This window comes from Aeromonas eucrenophila (assembly GCF_000819865.1).
GTDB lineage: Bacteria > Pseudomonadota > Gammaproteobacteria > Enterobacterales > Aeromonadaceae > Aeromonas > Aeromonas eucrenophila.
The window spans coordinates 21,366-39,097 of record NZ_CDDF01000012.1 but is presented as its reverse complement, the minus strand read 5'-3'; the positions used below and the strand labels follow the sequence as shown (position 1 = coordinate 39,097).

At 60.3% G+C, this 17,732-nt stretch carries 11 protein-coding genes; all 11 read left to right on the top strand.

What is annotated here, in order from left to right:
- Nucleotides 1-13: 13 nt before the first annotated feature.
- Nucleotides 14-793 carry a type IVB secretion system protein IcmH/DotU gene (icmH, locus tag BN1124_RS12670; RefSeq protein ID WP_042642434.1) on the top strand — a complete coding sequence of 260 codons (780 nt, stop codon included), beginning with the start codon at nucleotides 14-16 and terminating at the stop codon, nucleotides 791-793.
- Nucleotides 794-813: 20 nt separating this feature from the next.
- The gene (gene tssH, locus BN1124_RS12665) at nucleotides 814-3,456 is read left to right on the top strand and encodes a type VI secretion system ATPase TssH (RefSeq protein WP_042642432.1); all 2,643 of its coding nucleotides are present in this window, start codon (nucleotides 814-816) and stop codon (nucleotides 3,454-3,456) included.
- Between the two features lie 2 nt (nucleotides 3,457-3,458).
- A complete protein-coding gene (locus BN1124_RS12660; RefSeq protein WP_042642430.1) occupies nucleotides 3,459-4,997 on the top strand; it encodes a sigma-54 interaction domain-containing protein in 1,539 nt (512 codons plus the stop codon).
- The gene (gene vasI / locus BN1124_RS12655; RefSeq protein WP_042642428.1) at nucleotides 4,997-5,611 is read left to right on the top strand and encodes a type VI secretion system-associated protein VasI; all 615 of its coding nucleotides are present in this window, start codon (nucleotides 4,997-4,999) and stop codon (nucleotides 5,609-5,611) included. The genes BN1124_RS12660 and vasI overlap by 1 nt, the downstream gene beginning before the upstream one ends.
- A gap of 8 nt (nucleotides 5,612-5,619) precedes the next feature.
- Nucleotides 5,620-7,044, top strand: a complete 1,425-nt coding sequence (gene tssA / locus BN1124_RS12650; RefSeq protein WP_042642597.1) for a type VI secretion system protein TssA — start codon at nucleotides 5,620-5,622, stop codon at nucleotides 7,042-7,044.
- Nucleotides 7,045-7,085: 41 nt separating this feature from the next.
- Nucleotides 7,086-10,577, top strand: coding sequence for a type VI secretion system membrane subunit TssM (gene tssM, locus BN1124_RS12645; RefSeq protein WP_042642426.1), 3,492 nt, complete (start codon nucleotides 7,086-7,088; stop codon nucleotides 10,575-10,577).
- Between the two features lie 42 nt (nucleotides 10,578-10,619).
- Nucleotides 10,620-12,041, top strand: a complete 1,422-nt coding sequence (locus BN1124_RS12640) for a VasL domain-containing protein (RefSeq protein ID WP_042642425.1) — start codon at nucleotides 10,620-10,622, stop codon at nucleotides 12,039-12,041.
- A gap of 300 nt (nucleotides 12,042-12,341) precedes the next feature.
- Nucleotides 12,342-12,629 carry a type VI secretion system PAAR protein gene (locus tag BN1124_RS12635; protein ID WP_042642424.1) on the top strand — a complete coding sequence of 96 codons (288 nt, stop codon included), beginning with the start codon at nucleotides 12,342-12,344 and terminating at the stop codon, nucleotides 12,627-12,629.
- Between the two features lie 10 nt (nucleotides 12,630-12,639).
- A complete protein-coding gene (tssI, locus tag BN1124_RS12630; RefSeq protein ID WP_042642422.1) occupies nucleotides 12,640-14,685 on the top strand; it encodes a type VI secretion system Vgr family protein in 2,046 nt (681 codons plus the stop codon).
- Nucleotides 14,686-14,694: 9 nt separating this feature from the next.
- Nucleotides 14,695-17,184 (top strand): N-acetylmuramidase domain-containing protein, encoded by a 2,490-nt coding sequence (locus BN1124_RS21580; protein WP_042642420.1) that lies wholly within the window; start codon nucleotides 14,695-14,697, stop codon nucleotides 17,182-17,184.
- Nucleotides 17,174-17,623 carry a hypothetical protein gene (locus tag BN1124_RS21330; RefSeq protein ID WP_156128340.1) on the top strand — a complete coding sequence of 150 codons (450 nt, stop codon included), beginning with the start codon at nucleotides 17,174-17,176 and terminating at the stop codon, nucleotides 17,621-17,623. The genes BN1124_RS21580 and BN1124_RS21330 overlap by 11 nt, the downstream gene beginning before the upstream one ends.
- The last annotated feature ends 109 nt before the right edge of the window (nucleotides 17,624-17,732 follow it).

The following is a 17,732-nucleotide window of genomic DNA, read 5'->3' as shown; positions in this document are numbered from 1 at the left end:
GGAATAAGCACAGATGACCATGGACATTCTCAAGAACGAGCACCTCAGCGATCTGCTGTTCGATCATGCCGAGCAGCTGGACATGGACTCGGACCATTGGTTCCGCCTGCGGGGCCAGAGCATCAATCCCATGATCGATGCCGTGACTCCCTTGCTCGGGCTGGTGCAGCGAGTGCGCCTGCTGTCACGCCATGATCGGGTACCCGAGCTCTACCAGCGGGTGGTGACCGAGATCCAGGCCATCGAGCAGGAGCTGATGGCCCAGGGCTACGAGAACGGTGTGGTGCTCTCGTTTCGCTACATCCTCTGCACCTTCATCGATGAGGCCGTGATGGGGCGCGACTGGGGCAGCCAGAGCGAATGGTCGGAACATTCCCTGCTGACCCGCTTCCACAACGAGACCTGGGGTGGGGAGAAGGTGTTCGTGCTGCTTGCCCGCCTGCAGGAAGATCCGGTGCGTTATCGCGACATCCTTGAGTTCATCTATCTGTGCCTGTGCCTTGGTTTCGAAGGGCGCTACAAGGTGATGAGCAAGGGCCAAGGCGAGTTCGAGCGCATCGTCAAACAGCTGCACAAACAGCTGTCCCCCGAGGTGAATGGTGAGGCTCCCAGCGTGTTTCACCTGGACCTCGGCCAGCAGGCCTCTCGCTACCAACTGCGCAAGCAAGTTTCCCTGCGCAGCCTGTTCATGGGGGGGGCAGTGGTGCTGGCCATCATCTTTGGCCTCTATCACCAGCAGCTGAATAACCAGACCCAGGACGTTCTGCGTCAACTGGGCGAATTACTAAAATAATATTCTGAGGAGAGCACGCCTTGATTCGTATAGAGCTACCGGTACTGGTGGAAAGACTCAATCCCATCTGTCGTCACATGCTGGAGGAGGCTGCGGCCCTCTGCGTCAACCACCAGGGGGCCGAGATCCGCATCGAGCACCTGCTGCTGAAGATGCTGGACACCCCCCTGTCCGATGTACGCCAGATCCTCAAACGCGCCGAGGTGGAGGTGGACGAGCTGCGTACCCTGCTGCAGCCCTCATCCGCCGACAGCGGTTACGGCCAGGGTTACCCCTCCTTCTCGCCGCTGCTGGTGGAGTGGCTGCAAGACAGCTGGCTACTGGCCTCCGCCGAGCTGCAGCATGTCCAACTGCGCAGCGGCATGTTGCTGCTGGTGCTCTTGATTACTCCCCAGCGCTATTTGCCTGGCTCGGCCACCCGGCTGCTGGCCAACGTCAATCGCGAGCTGCTGCGCCAGCAGTTCGACGAGTGGGTGAAGGAATCGGCCGAGACGCAAGTAACTGTCTCCGCCAACGGCAACCCCATTCAGGCTGCGCTGCCGGCCGATGCCAGCCTGCTGGCCCGCTTCACCGTCAACGTGACCGAGCAGGCCCGTCAGGGCACGCTTGATCCCGTCTTATGCCGGGATCACGAGATCGACTTGATGATCGACATCCTGTCGCGGCGCCGCAAGAACAACCCCATCGTCGTGGGGGAGGCCGGGGTCGGCAAAAGCGCCCTCATCGAGGGGCTGGCCCTGCGGATGGTGGCGGGTCAGGTGCCCGAGAAGCTGCGCGGCGTGGAGCTGATGACCCTGGATCTTGGCGCCATGCAGGCCGGGGCCTCGGTCAAGGGGGAGTTCGAGAAGCGCTTCAAGGGGGTGATGCAGGAAGTCAAGGACGCGGTGCGCCCGGTCATCCTCTTCATCGACGAGGCTCACACCCTGATCGGCGCGGGCAATCAGGCTGGTGGTCTGGATGTCTCCAACCTCATCAAACCCGCCCTGGCCCGGGGTGAGCTGCGTACCATAGCCGCCACCACCTGGGGGGAGTACAAGAAATACGTGGAGAAAGACGCGGCCCTGTCCCGTCGCTTCCAGCTGGTGAAGGTGGGGGAACCCGATGCCGAGGAGGCCACCGTGATCCTGCGCGGCCTGCGCAGCATCTACGAGAAAGCGCATGGGGTGCTGATCGACGAGGAGGCGCTGCAGGCCGCGGCCCAGCTCTCTGCTCGCTATATCTCCGGTCGTCAACTGCCGGACAAGGCCATCGACGTGCTCGACACCGCCTGCGCCCGGGTCGCCATCAATCTCACCACGCCGCCGCGCGCCGTCAGCCACCTGCAAAACGAGCTGCGCCAGCGGGAGCTGGAGATCCGCCAGCTGGCGCGCCAGAGCCTGATAGGCCTGGGTAACAACACCGAGCGCCTGGCCGATCTGCACGCCGCCCAGTCCGCCTGCCGCGAGGCGCTGGTGGAGCAGGAGGCTCAGTGGCAACAGCAGCAGGGACTGGTGCAGCAGATAGTGGCGCTGCGGGCCGCCTTGCTCGCCGACGAGCAGGATGAGTTGCTGACCAGAGAAGCGCTGGATCTGGCGGATGCGCCGTTGGATCCGCAAGCCGCCGCCGAGGCGCTGGCCGGGCTCGAGCGCGAGCTGGCCGCCCTGCAGCAGGACGCGGTATTGGTCTCGGCCCACGTGGACAAGACTCAGGTCGCGGCAGTGATCGCCGAGTGGACCGGGGTGCCGCTCAATCGCATCTCCCAGGGGGAGCTCGACGTGGTGACCCGGCTGCCGGAGTACCTGGGGGATCTCATCAAGGGGCAGGATGTGGCGGTGGCCCATCTGCACAAGCACTTGCTGACCGCCCGCGCCGACCTGCGCCGCCCGGGTCGGCCCCTTGGCGCCTTCCTGCTGGTGGGGCCGAGCGGGGTCGGCAAGACAGAAACCGTGCTGCAAATTGCCGAGTTGATGTTCGGCGGCCGCCAGTATCTCACCACCATCAACATGTCCGAGTATCAGGAAAAGCACACCGTCTCTCGCCTCATTGGTTCGCCGCCCGGTTATGTGGGCTTTGGCGAGGGTGGCGTGCTGACCGAGGCCATCCGCCAGAAACCCTACTCAGTGGTGCTGCTGGACGAGGTGGAGAAGGCCCACCCGGACGTGCTCAACCTCTTCTATCAGGCGTTTGACAAGGGCGAGCTGGCAGACGGCGAGGGGCGCATCATCGACTGCAAGAACGTGGTGTTCTTCCTCACCTCCAACCTCGGCTTCCAGACCATAGTCGATCATGCCGAGCAGCCGGACGCACTGCTGGATGCGCTCTACCCCGAGCTCGCCGCCTTCTTCAAGCCGGCGCTGCTGGCGCGCATGGAGGTGATCCCCTATCTGCCGCTCGGTCACGACACGCTCGTGCAGATCGTGGGCGGCAAGCTCAATCGTCTGGTCAAGCTGCTCAAGGAGCGCTTCGGCGCCGAGGTGGAGCTGGATGCCGAGGTGGCCGAGGAGATACTGCGCCGCGCCAATCGCAGCGAGAACGGCGCCCGCATGCTGGAATCCGTCATCGACGGTGCCCTGCTGCCGCCGGTTTCCCTGCAGCTGCTGCAACGTCTGGCCGCCGGTGAGCCCATCAACCGGGTGCGCTTCTTCGTGGCCGATCAGCAGTTCGTGGCCGAGGTGGGGGCTTGAACATGGAACAAGCCCTCGCTTTTGCCCTCGAATTGACCGAGCAGCGTGACGAGCCGCACCTGTGCCAATGGTGGTCACAGGTGCTGCATGCGAGCTTCCAGCCAAAGGGCATGCTGCTCGGCATGCTGGAGGTGAGCGGTCGCCAACTGGCGTGCAGCGGTTGGGTCAAGGGGCAGGCCGTGAGTCTCTCCCTGGCGGTGGATGACTTCTCTCACCCCCTTGCCTATGTGCTGCACAAGGCCCAGTCTCGCACCTGGGACTCCCTGCACGGGGGGGCGCGCATCGAGCACAAGGAGTTTCGCGGCCTGCTCTCCAATCTCGGCCAGCAGTGCGGCCTGCACGCCTTCCCCTTGCTGGACGGCAACGGCAAGCCGTTCGCCGTACTGGCCATGATGGACAGCGCAGAGCAACTGCAGGAGTGGACAGATGGCCCTGAACTTGCCCAGCTCTCCCAGGTGTTTTGCAACCAGCTCACCCTCATCCGGGATCTGGGGCGTAGCCGCCGGGATCAAAGCGTGCTGAGGGACTCCCTTCGCCAGATAAAAGGGGAGGGACAGGTCAAGAGGCAGCACGAGAAGCTGCTGGCTGACCAACTGGTAGGACAATCTGCTGTTATTTGCGGGCTGCGTGAGCAGGTCCACCAGGCGGCGCAGCACAAGCTGACCGTGCTCATCCAGGGGGAAACCGGCAGCGGCAAGGAGGTGGTCGCCCGGCTGGTGCACCAATGCTCGGATCGCGCCGGCAAGCCATTCGTGGCCATCAACTGCGCCGCTATCCCGGAGAACCTCATCGAGAGCGAGCTGTTTGGTTATCAGAAGGGTGCCTTCTCCGGGGCGCTCACCAACAAGACCGGGCTGGTGGCTCAGGCCAACGGCGGCACCCTGTTCCTGGACGAGGTGGGAGACATGCCCGCCGCCATGCAGGCCAAGCTGCTACGGGTGTTGGAGACGCGCAGCTATCGTCCCCTCGGGGCCGAGCAGGAGAGCCACTCCGATTTTCGCCTCATCGCCGCCACCCATCAGCCTCTTACCCGTCAGGTGGAGGAGGGGCAGTTTCGCGCCGATCTCTATCACCGCCTCTGCCAGTGCCTGCTGCTGATAGCCCCGTTGCGCGAGCACATGGACGACGTACCCATGCTGTGCCAGCACTTCATGGCTCAGTTTGCCGAACAAGATGGCAAGGCCCTCGGCGGCCTGCACCGCAAGTTCCAGAAGCAACTGCAGAGTTACGACTTCCCCGGCAACGTGCGCGAACTGCGTAACCTCCTGGAGGTGGCCTGCGCCCATACCCGTCATGGAGAAGAGGTGGTGTTGGAGGCATTGCCGCCGGAGCTCAAGGAGAGGGTCTGCGTGGAGCTGCCGGGGATGCTGGACAATTACAACCACATCCGCGATCTGCGCCGGGCCATGCAGTTGTACGAGGCCTCCGTCATCGAGGCGCGGCTGCGTTACTTCCAGGGCAACCGCATGCTGGTGGCCGAGAGCCTGAACATTCCCAAGCGCACCCTGGATCACAAGTGCCAGAAGCTGGAGGTGAACTGATGAGCGTCCTCACCCTGTTACCCCTGCTGCTGGCGAGCGCCGCAGCGCCTCAACCAGGCGTTCAGCCAGACATGGCCAGCTGGCAGCAGTGCCGGCGTGAAGCCTCTCCTCTGGTGCGCCTCGCCTGTTATGACGCCCTCGGCAAGGGGAGCGAACCCGCCGAGGTGAGCGGAACGGCCAAGTCCCCCGCCTGGCAGGCTATCTGGGAGCAGGAGCAGAGCCGCACTCCGGACAGTCCTCCCTTCCTGCTGCAAAGCGATCCCGCTCGTGGCAGCGAGATCCTGACCCGCCCGGCCCTGCGGGGGGCGACGCTCTCCATCGGCTGCGTCGACAGCATCACCCACATCCGGCTGCGGTTGGACAGCCCCTGGGTCGGGGAGAGGGTACAGATCGAGCTGGACGGTCAGCCAAGTAGCGGTGCCCAGAGCTGGTTTATCCGGGATCAGGGTCTGCTGCTGGAATATGGCCGCGGCCTGCCCGCCATCGAGGAGCTCAAGCGCTGGCTGGGCCATCGCGAGTTGCAGGTGCGGGCAGCTAACGGCGTCTTGCTGCGGGTGGATCTGAGTGGCTTGAAAGAAGCGCTGGCCCCACTGCGTCAGCAGTGTCGCTGGTAGGGGGCGCCATGAGCTATCAACACCCCTGGTGTGCCCGCCTGCTCGCCAACCTGCCGGATGAACAGATAAGGGGCGCCGTGCTGGCCGATGAGCCGCGCTGGGACTATGTGGATACCGAGCTGGTCAAGTTGGGTTCCCTGGCTCACGCCCAAGTGGATCTTAATGCGGTGGCGGAGGCTTGCCTCGGCCTGCTGGAAACGCGCACCAAGGACATGCGGGTGCTGGCCCAGTTGCTGCGCTGCCTGCAACATCCGGCCAAGGCGACCCCCATGGGGGCGGCGCTGAGCCTGTTGGAGTGCTGGATCCGCGCCTACTGGCTGCTGGCCTGGCCCGGCAACGCCAGCCAGAAGCAGCGGCTGATGGTGCAGATCGTCAAGCGTTTCGAAGGGGTGCTGACGCGTGTTTGCGAAAGCGCCTCGGCGGCCGAGTTGGCGCAGTTACTGATTCAGGCCGAGCAGCTCGGTGCCTGCTGGCTGGTGCAGTGCCCGGACAAGGGCGAGCTGCTCGATCCGCTGCTGATGGGGCTGAGACGGGCCCAGCGCCAACAGGCCGCCCAGGCAGAGGCGGATGGTGCCTCCTCAGCTGCGTCGGGCACCCTGAACACGGCGTCCCATGTCGGTCAGGGCACGGATGCCATGGTGCTCAGTGGTGGCGCCAAGGCACAGGGCATCGAGATCGACAGCTCCAACGACCGTGCCTGGCGCCAGACCCAGCTCAAGGTGGCGCAGCTGCTCATCGAGCGCCAGCCGGAGGCGGCGGTGGGCTATCGCCTGCGCCGTCACGCCATCTGGGCCGGGATCACGGCCCCGCCGATGACGGCCCGGGACAACAAAACCCAGCTGGCGCCCATGTCGGTGGACATGGTGGATGAATACCGCGCCGCCATGGCCGCGCCGGATCTGGCGCTCTGGCAGCGCATCGAGCAGAGCCTGACCCTGGCACCTTACTGGTTCGAGGGCCACCGGCTCTCGGCTCAGGTGGCGGACAAGCTGGGGTTTGGTGTGCCGGCCCAAGCCATCGCCCAGGAGCTCGATGGTTTTTTGCAGCGTTTGCCGGCGCTGCGGGATCTCAGCTTCAGTGACGGCAGCCCCTTTCTTGGTGTGGAGTGCAGCCGCTGGCTGCAACCCGCCAGGGGCGGTGCGGGGGGCGACGGTGACAGCAGCCTGGCCGAAGAGATCGCCCTGCGCCATGGGGAGCAGGGCATGGCCGCGGCCCTGACCTTGCTGGATGAACGGATGACGCAATTGAAGGAGCCCAGAGCCCGCTTCCATGCCCAGTTGGTGCAGGCGGAGTTGCTGGTGCAGGAAGGCATGGAAGCGCTGGCACGCCAGCACTATCAACACTTGTGGCAAGAGGCGAGTCGCCTTGGATTGGCGCAATGGGAACCCGGATTGGTCAGTCGCCTGGAACAACAGGCGGCATTGCCGAAATAAGTGTCGAAATGAGTTATTGAGTCGGAGCTGGATCACATTTTATGTTCAAAACCATTTTTACCTTTCTGCGGCAACAGCTGCCGAAATTGAAACCCTCCTGGCCCCTGCTCGGTGCCGTGCTCTGGGTTGTCGCCCTGATCCTGGTGTGGTGGCTCGGTCCTCGCCTCGCGATCCGGGATGCCAAGCCGTTTGAGCCTCTGTGGGGTCGGGTGGTGTTCACTCTGCTGTGGCTCTGGCTGCTGCTGGGGGTACTCTCCTGGCGGATGTGGCGCAAGATGCAGCAGCTCAAGGCCGAGCGCCAGCACGAGGTCGTGCTGGAGCAGGATCCGGTGAAGGGGTTGCTCGATCGGCAGGGGCTGTTCCTCAATCGCTGGTTGCAGGCCCTCAATGAGCATCTCGGCAAAGGGGCGCTCTACGCCATGCCCTGGTATCTGGTGCTGGGCCTGCCCGGCAGTGGCAAGAGCAGCCTGATCCACCGCGCCAACCCGGCCAACAAGCTCAATCCCAGGCTCGATAGCGAGCTCAGGGATCTCGCGCAGGATCAGCTGATCGACTGCTGGCTGGGGGAGCAGGCGGTGATGCTGGATCCCGCCGGTGAGCTCTTGTCCCAATCCGAGCCCGAGCTGGACCCGCTGGCGCGCAAGCACGAGCGGCTCTGGCTGCACCTGTTGAACTGGCTCAGCGAGCACCGTCGCCGTCAACCCCTCAACGGCCTGGTGCTGACGGTGGATCTGGCCTGGCTGTCTCACGCCAGCGTGGCCGAGCGCAAGGCCTATGCCCAGCTGATGCGATCACGCCTGCAGGAGGTGTCGGCCACCATGAATACCCGGTTGCCGCTCTATGTCACCTTCACCAAGCTGGATCTGCTGCGCGGCTTCGATGTGGTGTATGAGCAGCTCGATCGGGAAGCCCGCGAGGCTGTGCTGGGGGTGACCTTCAACCCGACCGACGGCAACGGTTGGCAGCAGGAGCTGGCCCGGTTCTGGGATCAGTGGGTGGACAACCTCAACCAGAACCTGCCAGAAATGATGCTGGCAAGGCTGGATGCCGGTCAGCGCAGCGCGCTGTTTTCTTTCGTGCGCCAACTGGCGGGCCTCAAGGACTATGTGACCAGCCTGCTCGACGAAACCCTGGCAATAGAGGAGAGCAAGCCGCTGCTGGTGCGCGGCGTCTACATCAGCTCCGTCTATCAGCAAGGGGTGCCGTTCGATGCGTTTGCCCAGGCGGCCTCCCGCCGATACAACCTGCCAGAGCCCATTCACTCGGCCCTGCGCGGGGAGTCCAACACCTACTTCGTGCGAAAACTCTTCTCCGGCATCATCTTCCCCGAGGCCCATCTGGCCGGGGAAAACCGGCTCCATACTCTCTATCGCCGTCGCCGCATGACCATAGGGCTGGGTTGCCTGTCCCTGTTCTCGGCGGCCCTCATCGGCGGTTGGCACCATTTCTACCGGGTCAACGAGGAGGCGGGCCGCAACGTGCTGACCAAGGCCCAGGCCTTTACCAGTACCCGCGAGCTGACCGACGATCACGCCTTCGGGGTGAGCCAGCTGCCGCGCCTGAACCTCATTCGCGAGGCGACCCTCTCCTTTGGCAACTACCGGGAGCGTACCCCGCTGGTGGCTGACCTCGGCCTCTATCAGGGGGACGAGATCGGCCCCTACGTGGAAGGCTCCTACCTGCAACTGTTGAGTCTGCGTTTCCTGCCAGCCCAGATGCAGGGGCTGCTGGATGATCTCGAGCGGGCACCGGCCGGCAGCGAGGAGAAGCTCTCCATCCTGCGGGTGATGCGGATGCTGGACGACGCTTCCGGCCGCAACAAGGAGCTGGTGGAGCAGTACATGGCGAGCCGCTGGCAGAAGGCCTTCCCGGGTCAGGGGCCGGTGCAGGAGCAGTTGATGGGGCACCTCGATTATGCCTTGGCTCACACCGACTGGTATGGGGCCAGGGTGGCCAAGGATCAGGCCGCCATCACCGCCTTCGTCCCCTTCAAGGAGCCGGTGTACGGTGCCCAGCGCGAGCTTGGCAAGCTGCCCATGTACCAGAGGGTCTACCAGAACCTGGTGGTGAAGGCGGGGGATCAGTTGCCGCCGGATCTCAACGTGCGCGACGAGGTAGGGCCGACCTTCGACACCGTGTTTTCCCTGCGCAGCGAACAGGCGGGGCAGGTGCCTCGTCTGCTGACCTGGCCAGGTTTCAGCGATTTCTTCCTCAAACAGGACAAGGCACTGATCGATCTCACTGCCATGGATGCCTGGGTGCTGGGCCAGCGCAAGCTGAGTCAGCTGAGCGAGGCGGATCGCAAGGAGATCACCCGTCAGGTCAACGAGCGTTACGTCACCGACTACGTCAACCAGTGGCAGAACCTGCTGACCAACCTGGACGTGCAAAACCTGGAGAGCCCGGAGCAGGCGCTGGACGTACTGACCGCCATCACGGGTAACGATCAGCCGTTCCAGCGCGTCTTGGCGGCGCTCGATGACAACACCCGCATTCGCAAACTGTCCGATGTGGAAGGGGATCCGGCCCAGGCCATCACGGCCCGCATCGGTCGCCCCTTCATGGCCACCAACGCCGCCTTGGCGGGTCGCGGTGAGCAGGGCCCCCTCATCCAGGAGGTGAACCAGAAGCTGGTGGAGCTGCAGCACTATCTGGAGCTCATCGTCAACGCCACCGAGCCGGGCCAGTCTGCCTTGAAGGCGGTACAGCTGCGCCTGACCAACAAGTACGCCGACCCCGTGTTTGCGCTGCAGCAGTACGCCCGCGGCTTGCCGGCGCCGCTGGATCGCTGGGTCGGGCAACTCTCCGAGCAGAGCTCGCGACTGGTGGTGGATCTCGCCATGTCCTCTCTTAACCAGGAGTGGCAGGACAAGGTGCTGGCCCCCTTCAACAGCCAGCTGGCGGGGCGCTATCCGTTCGAGCCTAGTTCCTCCAAGGACGTTCCCCTGTCTGAGATGGAGCGCTTCTTCGCACCCAACGGGACCCTGGACAGCTTCTATCAGGTCAACCTCAAGCCCATGGTGGAGAGCGGTCTGATGGAAGGGGAGCTCGGCTCTCCGGTGCAGGCGGAGCTGGTAAAACAGCTGGACCGCGCCGCCCGCATCCGCCAGATCTTCTTCAGCCAGCAGGGCAACCTGGAGGTGCAATTTGCCCTCGAGCCCATCGAGCTCACCGCCAACAAGCGGCGCAGCGTGTTGAATCTGGACGGTCAGTTGCTGGAATACGCCCACGGCCGGCGCACCAAGATCCCATTGGTGTGGCCCAACACCATGCGTGACGGGGCCGAGAGCAAGATAACCCTGGTGCCGGCTGCCCGTGAGCGCTCCCCGCGCAGCGAAGGCTTCGTCGGGCCCTGGGCCATGTTCCGCCTGATGGACAAGGGGGAGCTGACTCAGGTCAACGAGGCGACCTTCGATGTGCGCTTCCCGGTGGATCAGGGCTCCATGACCTATCGCGTCTATACCGACAGCGCGCAGAACCCCTTCACCGGCGGCCTGTTCAGTCAGTTCAAGTTGCCCGAATCCCTCTATTGATGATCCGGTGGGGCCTCAGGCCCCACCGCGTTGGACGCTCATATGACACATAACCAGCAAGGCCAGCAGGCACTGAAAGTGGGGCGCGACCCCAGGATGCTGCCGGAATACGAGGCGCTGCGCGCCGAGATCAACAAGCTCAGCCACGCCTCGCGCCCCGAGGTGGACTGGCTTCGGATCCATCAGCTCGCGAGCCAGATCTTCGAAAAACACGGGGTGGATCTGCAGACCGCCATCTACTTCACCCTGGCGCGCTCGCGCTTGCAGGGCTTGAGCGGTTTTACCGAGGGGTGCGAGTTTCTGGCCAACCTCATCGTGACCCAGTGGGACAGTTTCTGGCCGCCGGTGCAGCAGGAGCGGGCCCGCATCGAGATGCTGGACTGGTTCATCGCCCGCATCAGCGACGTCATTCGCCAGTACCAGATAAGCCACGAGGACAAGCGGCTGGTCTATCGCTGCGAACGGGCGTTGCAGCTCATCAGCGAGAAGTTGCACAACGCGGGCCTCAGCCGCATTCCCAGGGTCGAGAACCTGGTGCACTTCATCGAGGGTTACACCCACCTGTTCGATGAGGCCGAGATCGTCATCGTCTCCGACGAGCCAGGCCTCAAGGATGAGCTGCAGATCCCCCCCATGGTGTTCTTCAAGGCCGACATGGAGCATGACACCGTCTCCTCCCCGGGAACCGCGACCCCCCATCTGCCCCAGGGCAGCATACTGGTGGGACGGGAGAAGGGTCAGGTCAAGCCGACCGTGCTCAAGATAGAGCAGCACCGCAAGCAGCGCCCGGCCTGGTTCTGGTTTGGCTGCGGCCTGCTCAGCTGCGCCCTGCCCGTGATGGCCTGGTTTGGTTGGCAGCATCAGCAGGAGGCGAAAGTATTGGCCGCCCAGCGCCTGCAGCAGCCGGCCACCGAGCTGCCGCGAGTGCTCAGCTATGACGACATCCGCCAGGCACGCATCGTGCTGGGTGAGCAGGCCCTGCAGGGGATGGAGAGCGAGCTGGTGGCACGCTATCAGTCCCAACTCGCCCGCCTCGAGCAGGCATCACCGCTTGATGGCTATCGCTATGGGGAGGGGCTGCGCAGCTCGCTCTTGATGCTCTATCCCGATTCCCTGGCGGTGAAGGCGCTGGACAAGCAGTGGCAGAACGCCCTTGCCGGTCAGCAGGGGGATCCCATCAGCGTGCCGACCTACCTGGATGCCCGCGCCGGGGTGGATGCCCTGATCGATCAACTGCTGGAGCTGGAGCGCCAGCGCAAGACGGTGACCATCTCCTACCTCAAGTCCCAGCTCTACGAGGTGCAAAAGAACCTGATGCAGAACATCCCGTTCAGCCTGCGCCTCAATGAACTGGAGGCGCGCAAGGCGGCCCAGGAACCCATCACGGCGGCGGATCTCAAGGGGCTGGAAAATGACCTCAAGGCGCTCAATATCCGCCTCTATCAGCTGCAGCAGGGCAATTAAGGCGTTTAATCTTCCGACTTGCGCAATAAGTTGCGCAAATGGCAGATAGATCAGCTGCCTTAAGCATGATTTTTATTGTGTTTGTGCTGCTGCAGGCAAGTTGTTGCAGCCTGATCTGCCAAGGCTCGAAAGTCGGCTCATAACGACATGATTTAAAAGATATTTATTAAATCATGGTGTTGGCATGGAGGCTGCTGAGTAGCCTCTCCAGCTGTTCCTCGGCCGAGGCTCACCTAAGTGGGTCTGGGTCATGGCAGGGGATGCGCCAAGGCAACCCCTTTGCCCACACGGAGAATTCAGATGTGCCCCACGATTGCATTGCTCGGTGACATAGGCACCGACCACGACGGCTTCCACCCATCCCCGGTGATCGCCGCCAGCCCCAATGTGTTCCTCGACGGCAAGCCGGTGGCCCGCCAGGGGGATCCCCTGGCACCCCATGTCAAACCGAGCAATCCCCCCCATCCACGCAGCATCTCGGGGGGCGTCGGCTCAGTGCTGGTAAACGGCAAGCCTATCGCCGTCACCGGCACCGCCATCGGTTGCGGTGGCGTGGTGATAGGTTCGGGCAGCGGGCAGGCAGGATAAGGAGCCGACCATGGCAGACAGCACAGGATTACAATTTACCGTCAAGGTGGGGGCCCTGCCCGAGAGCACCTTCGTGGTGGCCGAGTTTGCGATGGAAGAGACGCTAAACGGGCCCTTCCAGTTGAGACTCGACTTGGCGAGCCCCCAGCCGGACGTCGACTTTGGCGCCGTGCTGGACCAGCCCTGTGAGCTCTTGGTGTGGTACAACGGCGAGCTGCAGCGGCGGGTGTGCGGTGTGGTGAGCGACTTTGCCCAAGGGGACAGTGGCTTTCGCCGCACCCGCTACCAGTTGTTGGTGCAGCCGGCCCTGTGGCGGCTCTCCCTTCGTCAGAATTCGCGCATCTTTCAGGCCCAGAAGCCGGACGAAATCCTCAGTATTCTTTTGCAAGAGCATGGCATCACCGACTACGCCTTTGCGCTCAAAAACGAGCACGTCCAGCGGGAATACTGCGTGCAATATCGGGAGACGGACCTCGCGTTCCTCAATCGCCTCGCCGCCGAAGAGGGGCTCTTCTATTTCCATGAGTTCGAGGCTGGCAAACATCGTATCGTCTTTGCCGACGATGCCGCGGCCCTGACCGCCGGCCCCGAGCTGTTCTTCAACCTCGGTAACCGCTCGCTGGAGCAGGGCCCCTATGTAAGGCAGTTCCACTACCGGGAGGCGGTGCGCCCGAGCGATGTGGAGCTCAAGGACTACAGCTTCAAGACCCCAGCCTACGGCCTATCCCACAAGCAGCTCGGCGCCGAGCTCGAACATCAGCGCGATACCTACCAGCACTTCGACTATCCGGGCCGCTACAAGCTGGACCCGAGCGGCAAGGCTTTCGCCCAACACAGGCTCGATGCCTTGCGCAGCGATTCCGTCACCGGCCAGGGCAAATCCAACTGCGCGGCCCTGTTGCCAGGGCAGACGTTTTCTCTCACCGAACACCCGAACGGGGTACTCAACGCCGACTGGCAACTGGTGCGCATCAGCCACACAGGCTCGCAGCCCCAGGCGCTGGAAGAGGAAGGGGGCAGCGGCCCGACCGTCTATCACAACGAGTTCGAGGTGGTCAAAGCGAGCACAACTTGGCGGGCCCGCATTGGCAGCCCACAGGCGCTCCATAAGCCCATGGTGGACGGCCCGCAGATCGCCATAGTGGTCGGGCCGGATGGCGAAGAGATCTACTGCGACGAGCACGGCCGGGTGAAGCTGCAATTTCCTTGGGACCGTTACGGTTCGAGCAACGATCAGAGCTCCTGCTGGGTGCGGGTGAGCCAGGGCTGGGCCGGCGGCCAGTACGGCATGATGACCATCCCGCGTATCGGCCACGAGGTCATAGTGAGCTTCCTGGAAGGAGACCCGGATCAGCCCATCATCACGGGCCGCACCTATCACGCCACCAACCGTCCTCCTTACGAGTTGCCGGCCAACAAGACTCGCACCGTGCTACGCACCGAGACCCACCAGGGAGAGGGGTTCAACGAGCTGCGCTTCGAAGACCAGGCGGGCAAGGAAGAGATCTACATCCACGGCCAGAAAGACCTGAACCTGCTCATCGAGAACGACACTGCCTGGCACATCAAGCACGACGAGCACAGGGACATCGACAATGAACGGGTGACCCGGATCAAGGCCAATGACCATCTCACCGTGAATGGTGAGAAACGGGACCATATCAAGGGCGACCTGTCGCTGACCGTGGATGCGTCCCTGCACCAGAAACTGGGTCAATCCCTGCTGGTGCAGGCCGGACAAGAGGTACACATCAAGGTGGGGGACAAGCTGGTGCTAGAGGCGGGGGCGGAGATCACCCTCAAGGGGGGCGGCAGTTTCGTCAAAGTCGACCCGAGCGGCATCAAGTTGGTGGGGCCCGCCATCAAGCTCAACGCTGGCGGCAGCGCTGGCTCCGGCTCCGGCTGGGCAGGCAAGGCACCGATCGTTCCCAAGGCCGTGGAAGTGGTCAAGGCTCCCGATGCGGTAGAACTGCTCAAAGCCGTTCCCACCGAGAAGGCGATGGAGGCGCTGCTCAAAGAGCAGAAGCCTGCAGCCTTCTACCTCTTTTCTGAATAAGGACGCAGCATGAAGTTTGCATTTCCCATCCTCACGGCCAAAGGGGAAGAGTTCAAAGACGTCAAGGCGCTGACTGCGTTGATCAATAGGGAAAAGTCAGGTCACTATCTGCTCGGCAATCACAACAAGTGGCACGGTGGCATCCATATAAGCGACAAGAGCGCCCCTTGGTGCAAGGATAAATATCCCATCAGAGCCATTGCCGATGGCAAGGTGGTGGCATTTCGGATGATGGAGGATTACCTGACCTCCGAATTCCAGGGTGAATCCCTGCGCTATTCCAACTGCTTCTGCCTAGTGCAGCACGAATATTGTGAAATCAATGCAGAAACCAAGGCGAAAAACGAATTCACCTTCTATTCGCTCTATATGCATTTGCTGCCATGGAGCCAATATCAGACCGCCGAGAAGCTGGTGCTGAAAAAGAACTGGAATGCCCGCAATTCGGTGCCCCACGCCAATCCGGATGAGGATCAGAAACGTGCAGATGCTGCCTTGCCTCATTTCGCCCTGCCCAAGGATACCGAACTGGAGATGGACAGCAGTACACCATCCCAAAAGGGAAGTGTAGGGGGCAAGGAGTATGACTTCATCAGGGTCATCATCAAGAGCAAGCTTTCCAGTACCCAGATGAGCGAGGCCGAGAAGGCGGGGGTATTGGCCAATGAAGGGAGTTCAGTCTGGATAGCCAATAGTCCGGATGCCATCGGCGTTATTAAGCCCAATCTGCCAACCTGGCTATTTGATCAAATAGAAGCTGAGCTGCTGACGAATATGATTGGCCGTGCGGATCCTGGAGTTGATGGGCCTACAGGTCGTCCGGTGGCGGGAAAGCGCAGTGTTTCTCTGCCTGCCGGTACCAAGTTGCAGTATGATGCGCACCAACTGGAGTTTCATTGGATTGGTGACAAGGCGCGCAAGATGGCCAGATGCAAATATGTGACGCCAAATATTGAAGGGGTGCCAGGCAGCGGTGGTGTCGCCTGGGTGTGCGTCGAAGACGAATTTATCAAGGTGAGTGCACGGGCGCCGTCCCATCTCGGCGAGCTCTATGTGTTGCCATCCCCCGTCGCCATCGCCGCGGGCGAGACAATAGGGTACCTCGGCCTGGTGGAAACGCCGGGCTCCCTCATCGGGGGGAAAGAGAGCAAGCATCAGGTGCATCTCGAACTCTTCACTCAGGATCCTCGTCTCGACGACGTGCTGGCCAACAAGGCGGGCACCAAGGGAGGAACCATCTATGCCAAGGTGCCGGCGGATCTCGTCTTGCATGAGAAGAAAAAGCAGGATGGTAAAGATCAGTGGGTGGCGACCGGTGGAAAGAGTCTGGAAGAATTGGTTGAATCGCCCAAAATAGAGAACGATGCGGTAAATAAGGAGTGGGTTGGCACCTCATCTGGTAAATGCGTCAAGAAAGAGCAAGTGGAGCTGCTGAGTCAGCACGACTGGCTGAAGATCGGTTTTAAAAAGGTCGATGGATCAGGCTCTGATGGCTATCTGGATCCCGATGCACCACCGACATTCTTCACCGATCTGGTCAATAGCTTCGATACCGACAAGAGTGGAGAGCTTGACAGCAAAGAGATCCAGGCAGCCTTGCAAAATAATGGTAATAGAGAGCAGCTAAACAAGCTTATCGTCAAGCATCCTAGCGAGTGGTATGAGAAATCTTCCTCCAGCAGTTATCTATGGCTGGACAAGCTGATGGCTAAAATTAGCCTACCCGATTTTGACAAACTTGTGGATCACGAAAAGCAGCGCATTGATAAACTGGAGTGGATGCAGAGTGCTGCCAAGTTAACGCTTGAAAAAGAGATCTGGCACCTTTCGCTTATTGGAATTATAGCGTTAGCTATAAAGGCCCAAAATGGGTACCCTAAGACATATATATATGACACTTTAAATGAAATCGAATTTCTGTCTTTCTATAATGATGAGGTAGTTGAAGAGTTGGATTATATCAATGCTGCTTCTGAACTTGGTTGTGAGGTTAATGCTATAAAGGCAGTAGCATTAACGGAAACTGGTAGCACTGGTAGTTATTATAAGTTCTCAGATCAGGATGATGCTGTGCTTTCTATTTTGTTTGAAAGACACAAATTTAGTAATATGACCGGTGGGAAATATGATGAGTCTCACCCTGAGATATCTAACCCTGTGGGAGGGGGATATGGAACATATAAAGTTCAATATGGAAAACTTATGCTAGCCTACTCATTGGATAAGAATGCCGCACTAAAAGCAGCATCTTGGGGCAAGTTTCAAATCTTAGGTTCCAACCATTTGAATGCTGGATATAAGGATGTAAAAGAATTCGTCAGTGCACTCAGTGTTTCAGAAAAAAATCATCTTAAAGCCTTTGTTAACTTTATAAAGGCAGATAACAGATTGCTTAAAGCTATTCGAGCCAAGGATTGGTTGGCATTTGCACTAGTGTACAATGGCCCTAGACAAAAAGGGTATGATAAAAGAATGAAGGATAATTATAATGCGTTCTAATTTTTATATGTTTACATTGTTTATCTTCATTTCTACCTCATCATATGGAAGCGAAGGAGTGTATTTTGCTTGTGAGACGGATAAAGGTGATGTTAAGTTATTCGTTGATGGCAATAGATTAAACTATGAGTTCTCGAAAGGTGGTGAGGTTGAGCTTTCTTATCACTCATTGGGGGATGGCTTTAATGGGTTTAGTCATAATTATTACTATAGATATCAGACTGAATATGGAAAGGTTTCTTTTAGCAAAGGGAAATACAAGTATTCGATTTTTAGTAACTACGAAGGAAATGAAGAAATGTCGGGTATAATAGTAACTATATCTGAAAAAGAATATAATATTCCTTGCGAAAAAATAATTACAAATAAGCTTATGGATCTTATCCCCTTGCTACAATGTGATAAAGAAGATGCATTAGGATGTTACCCTAATCAATAGCATGTTAAATTAAATATTATTTTAATATATGCAGTGTTAACTTATTCTAGTGTTGTTTTATTGAAAAATAAAAAATCAATGTGAACGACACTTGGTTTAATGTTTTTTT

Excerpts from the sequence above, each read along its gene's own strand:
- icmH (WP_042642434.1), top strand. The coding sequence starts at position 14 with ATGACCATGGACATTCTCAAGAACGAGCACCTCAGCGATCTGCTGTTC.
- BN1124_RS12660 (WP_042642430.1), top strand. The coding sequence starts at position 3,459 with ATGGAACAAGCCCTCGCTTTTGCCCTCGAATTGACCGAGCAGCGTGAC.
- vasI (WP_042642428.1), top strand. The coding sequence starts at position 4,997 with ATGAGCGTCCTCACCCTGTTACCCCTGCTGCTGGCGAGCGCCGCAGCG.
- tssA (WP_042642597.1), top strand. The coding sequence starts at position 5,620 with ATGAGCTATCAACACCCCTGGTGTGCCCGCCTGCTCGCCAACCTGCCG.
- tssM (WP_042642426.1), top strand. The coding sequence starts at position 7,086 with ATGTTCAAAACCATTTTTACCTTTCTGCGGCAACAGCTGCCGAAATTG.
- BN1124_RS12640 (WP_042642425.1), top strand. The coding sequence starts at position 10,620 with ATGACACATAACCAGCAAGGCCAGCAGGCACTGAAAGTGGGGCGCGAC.
- BN1124_RS12635 (WP_042642424.1), top strand. The coding sequence starts at position 12,342 with ATGTGCCCCACGATTGCATTGCTCGGTGACATAGGCACCGACCACGAC.
- tssI (WP_042642422.1), top strand. The coding sequence starts at position 12,640 with ATGGCAGACAGCACAGGATTACAATTTACCGTCAAGGTGGGGGCCCTG.
- BN1124_RS21580 (WP_042642420.1), top strand. The coding sequence starts at position 14,695 with ATGAAGTTTGCATTTCCCATCCTCACGGCCAAAGGGGAAGAGTTCAAA.
- BN1124_RS21330 (WP_156128340.1), top strand. The coding sequence starts at position 17,174 with ATGCGTTCTAATTTTTATATGTTTACATTGTTTATCTTCATTTCTACC.